Consider the following 5,097-nt stretch of genomic DNA (forward strand, 5'->3'; position numbering starts at 1 on the left):
TTAAATTGCTTATATCTAAAATAATTCATAGAGAACGCTCCTTTTTTGTTAAAATTATACTATAAAATTAACTTTGCAACAGAACCAAAATTCTTATGTAATCATTAATCAGTTATGGCGTTATTTATCAGATCGACTTGAAAATGATAGATTATATCGAACGATAGCAATTTCATTTGGTCAATTTATACCTAATCAGATTAAGCAGTTATCTTTATTTGAAGATCCTAAACAAATTAAAGTAGAAATTATTGAAAATGAGTTAGATCCTATAAGGTTTAAATATGGAAAAGATATTGTCTTTAGAGGTTCTAGTTTATCTAAAAGTAGTACGTTAATTTCAAATTCCCAAAAAATTGCAGGTCATCAAGCATAGATTGTAAAAATGGGGTTCTGAGAAAAGCCCTCAGGCGCTTCGAAATTAAATTTTGTGGGTTGTTATGCGTAACTGTTGTCAGAATCGCCCTCATAGTAATCGAAAAAATATAACTAAGCTATTGATTTATTGATTTCACTATTAACTGTATAATTTAGTCTATACTGTAAGCTATTCAATAAATCATAAGGGGTATTTTTATGTTAGAACAAGAAAAAATAGATCAATGGGAAAAAGAAGCAAAAGATTTTACACATTCCATTGCGCAGGCACTTAAACATGAACGAAAAAAGCAAGGTGTGACACAGACACAAATAGAAAGAGATTTAAATTATTCGCGTACCTGGTTATCAGCTTTAGAAAATGGTAACTATAAAGCTAGTACAATCAAACTAGAAAACTTATATATATTAAGTAAGTATTTAAATATATCGATTGTAGATTTAATGAATAAGATTAGAAATGAGTAATTTATTACTAAAAAACTTTACAAGTTTACTAAAATATGTTATAGTATAATCATAGAAAAAGCGAGAGAGAATATCAGATTTGATGATCTATTGAAATAAGGAGGGAATTTGGATATGGCAATTAAATATACGATTTCAACAAATAAAGGTGGCGAAGGTAAAAGTACGTCAGTTACTAATATCGCTTCAGAAATAGCAAAGCAAGGTTATAAGACAGCTATTATAGGAATGGATGCGCAGGGCAACGAATCATTAAGTTTTGGTTATAGACCTGATGATTTCAAAGACACTATATATGATGTACTTATGGGTGAAGCTAAAGCTGAAGATGTTATTTATAAAGTTTCAGATGTAACTGACAACTTATATATATTACCAGCCAATGATGATATGGACTATTTTACAATGGATATATTACAGGAACATGGGACAGGTGAAGAAATCTTACACGTACTTAAAAATCGATTAAAAAGTATTGAAGATCAATTTGATTATATATTTGTAGATGCCCCTCCTTCTATGGAAGTTGTGCAGATCAATATTCTAAACTATATAGATAGAATTATTGTACCTTATCATCCTAGTGTGTACTCAATGAGATCTATTCAAAGGTTTATCAATCGAGTAGAAAAAATTCAAAAGACTTCTAATCTAGGACTAAACATAGAAGGTATTTTGGTAACATTGTACAGAGAAAATACAAACCTTCATAAAATTAATTTATTAGATTTGTATAAATTTGCCCAGCAACGTAAAATTGATGTCTTTGAAGAAAAAATACCTCATACTATTAAAGTTGGTGAAGCACCCTTAATGTATAGACAACCAGCAGTTTTAGTTGATGAATACAAACATTTAGATGCTGTTAAAAATTATAAAGAAATCGCAAAAAAAATTATAGAAATAGATCATACGCAATAACTAATATAGACACTCTATATATATAGTATATATAGAGTATATATTTTAACTATATAGAGTATATATATGTACATATATATATTGATGTATATGTATCATTTGTGATACAATTAAGTCAATAACTGGATAATGGAGGTTGTTCAATATGGCTAGAGATGATAGAGTTCAAAATCGTATGAGTTTTGAAGATACTTTAGGAAAAAGACCTAATGATAGAGAAAATAATGACTTTAAAGGATCAAATGTCGCTAATGCTGTAAACCATGAATCTAACACAGAAGAACATAAAAGCGTTGAGAATGTAGTTAATAATTCATCTAAAAAAGATGTTGAATATAAAGGTGAATTGGCAAGTGTTTTAAACAGAGAAGAAACAGAGAAGAAATATAAAGGCTGGAACATTAAAGTTAGTTCAATTAAACGCTTGAGAGAATTATGTAAGGATCAGCCAAAAGGTGCTGAAACAAACCTAGTTAATTTAATAATAGAAAATGCTTTAGATAATATTGAGAGCAAAGGTAAACTATAAACAAAAAGGTGGCATACACGAAGTATCCACCTTTTATTAATATTCTTATATAATTAGTTGTAAGCGTATTTAAATAGCGTTATAATGATTGTAATAAAAAAATAAAAGAAGCTAGAAATGTTTTGAAGGTGCTGGAACACCTGACAAACGAACGATACGTTACCAAACTAACGTATAGACCACTTCTAACCTCTTTGATTAACTATAATTATAACACGTATTGTAATTATAGTTAATCAAAAAGATAGAATTAATCTATAGACCAGGTAACGTTATTGTTGCCTGGTCTTTTATTTTTTAAGAAATATTGCTTTAAATCAGTGTTTTCGGTAGTATTTAAAGAGTAATAAGAAAACTCGCCCAATGGACGAGTTCACAAATTATTTAAAATTCCCGTTTTAAATTCATAGTTGAAATACGATAAACATATCTTACTGACAATAAGATATTTTCTGTTAGCTAACTGACAATTAGCTATTCGGTCAAATCATACTGACAATATGATTTGTACCACCCACAACTCAATAAGAAGTAAACACAACTTAATAAGGAGAAGCTATTTATTAAGAAGGAATTCACTTTATTTAATTGTAGGTAAACAAGGCGTTTGTCTTAATAATCATAACTTAATAAGAAGAAGTTATATTATTAAAGCGTTTGTCTTAATTATCGCAACTTAATAAAAAATATATTATTAAGGCGTTTGTCTTAATTATCACAACTTAATAAAAAGAAATTATATTATTAAGGCGTTTGTCTTAATTATCACAACTTAATAAAAAGAAATTATATTATTAAGGCGTTTGTCTTAATAATCACATCTTAATAAGAAGAAGTTATATAATTAAGGAGGTCGTCTACTCAGTAGACAATACACCTATGATTATATAGCAGACGTTTACAAAAGTAAACAAATTAATATATATAAGTCCATATATAGAATATATATTCAACATATATATTGTATATATAGACGATATATATATAAGTAAACAAATTTCTTCTTATTATGTTGTGAAACAAACACATTTTAAGGAGGAATTTTTTATGTTTAATCAAAGTAAAACTATAGATTTAAATAAAATATATGATTTTATTATGCATGGAAGCATAGAAAAATATAAATATAATCATTCAAAATATAGTAAATTAGAGCGTAATAATTGGAAAGCGACAAGACCTGCAAATTATAGATCAGGTAGAGTTGCAGTAACTAATAGTAAAGAAATGATGGTAGCTGGTAAAGGTCATGTGGTAAGTTCTGAAGAAACACTTGTGAATGGTGCTGAAAATTACACTCATTGGACACCAAACCCTTATCATTCATTAAAGCTAGATAGAGATACAGGTTCATTAAGTAAGCGTACAAAAGAGAATGTTAAACAGATTAATACATTTGTAATCGATATAGACAAAGATTATGAGTTTGCTGAATTAGTTTTTCAATTATCAATTTGGAGTTGTACAAATAATACACAAAACTTTATGCCTAATATGTATGTGAAAACGCCTAGAGGTTGGCATTTGTACTTTGTATTAGATACGCCATTCTATCCTTCTAAAACCAATAAGAAAGCTTTGAACGTAGCTGAAAGTATTCACCAGTCATTAATACATTCATTAAATCAAAGCGAATATTTAACTGTCGATAAACATTGTGTATCAACAGGCTTCTTTAGATTGCCTAATACTAATAATGTTAGACATTTTGAAAATAGATACATTTCAAGTAGTGAATTAATGAAATGGAGTAAAGAATATTCAAAGAAAAATGATTTAAAATTTAATGGTTTAAATTCTGTTTTAGGCGTTGTGAACAGTAATAACACGCCTGATTGGGTTGATTTCTTAATGAATGAAGCTGATATAACTTCAGTAGGCTATGGTGTTGGTAGAAACAATACTGTATTCACTCTTGCGCTATATTATAAATCAATTGGTGATACTGTTGATCAAACGCAAGCAATATTAGAACCTTTAAATAGTCGTTTCGCTAAACCTTTATCAAATAATGAATTTATTAAAACAATTAGAAGTGCATTTAGAGGTAATTATAAAGCGCCTAGTAGGTTTCACGTTGAAAACCTATTAGAAGCCTTTAGCAATGGTGAAGTAATGTATAACAATAGTTTTGTAGCAGTGAATGGCTTTTATAAACACGCAAAGCCTAGAGAAGAACGTCAGCGCAGTCACTATTATGAAAGACTAGGAGATTTACAAGAGTATTTAGAAGAAAGAACAGACATTGATAAAGTATTTATGAAAGGATCAACTACAGCTATTGCTAAAGAATTAGGCATGGCTAGATCTGTATTAGATAAGGTTACTAAAAAGGCAATTAAAGAAGGTTTATTAGTTAAATACACAAAAGGTAAAGGAAGATATGCAGAAACGTTTATAGCGCTTAAAAAAGTGTTTATACAACGTGTATTTGGCATGGTCAAAAGTATTAAAGAACAAAAGGCTGGTTTCTCTAAAGCATTGAGAAGCCTATTAAACGTGTCAAAAGACTTAAGAACGACTGTAGCACAGAATAAGGGACTGTATGAAGAACTAACATCAATACTAAGCTATATAGATGATATACAATCAGATCCATTAAAATATGATAATTCAGTCACTATTGCAACCAGGAATATTAGTTAAATTTTAATTGTCCACTGTGCCATTACTTATATACTTCAGTTTCTCGCCCAGGTAAATAAACTATTAGGAGTATAGATAGATTAATATAGTTTGTATATATAGGAGTATAGATAGATTAATATAGTTTGTATATATAGGAGTATAGATAGATTAAT

The 5,097-nt window shown here is 28.6% G+C and carries 5 protein-coding genes; all 5 read left to right on the forward strand.

What is annotated here, in order from left to right; translation table 11 throughout:
* The first annotated feature begins 73 nt into the window (after positions 1 to 73).
* The 5 genes from LQ694_RS15275 to LQ694_RS15295 all read left to right on the forward strand — a co-directional run bounded on the left by LQ694_RS15275 (position 74) and on the right by LQ694_RS15295 (position 4,942).
* A complete protein-coding gene (locus LQ694_RS15275; RefSeq protein ID WP_239772196.1) occupies positions 74 to 376 on the forward strand; it encodes a hypothetical protein in 303 nt (100 codons plus the stop codon).
* Between the two features lie 200 nt (positions 377 to 576).
* Positions 577 to 846, forward strand: a complete 270-nt coding sequence (locus LQ694_RS15280; RefSeq protein WP_239772198.1) for a helix-turn-helix domain-containing protein — start codon at positions 577 to 579, stop codon at positions 844 to 846.
* Positions 847 to 960: 114 nt separating this feature from the next.
* Entirely contained in the window at positions 961 to 1,767 is an 807-nt protein-coding gene (locus tag LQ694_RS15285; protein ID WP_239772200.1) for a ParA family protein, read from the forward strand.
* Between the two features lie 145 nt (positions 1,768 to 1,912).
* The gene (locus LQ694_RS15290) at positions 1,913 to 2,296 is read left to right on the forward strand and encodes a hypothetical protein (protein WP_239772203.1); all 384 of its coding nucleotides are present in this window, start codon (positions 1,913 to 1,915) and stop codon (positions 2,294 to 2,296) included.
* Positions 2,297 to 3,343: 1,047 nt separating this feature from the next.
* A complete protein-coding gene (locus tag LQ694_RS15295; RefSeq protein ID WP_239772205.1) occupies positions 3,344 to 4,942 on the forward strand; it encodes a primase C-terminal domain-containing protein in 1,599 nt (532 codons plus the stop codon).
* Positions 4,943 to 5,097 lie beyond the last annotated feature (155 nt).

Origin of the sequence: Mammaliicoccus sp. P-M58 (assembly GCF_022386165.1) — a bacterium.
GTDB lineage: Bacteria > Bacillota > Bacilli > Staphylococcales > Staphylococcaceae > Mammaliicoccus > Mammaliicoccus sciuri.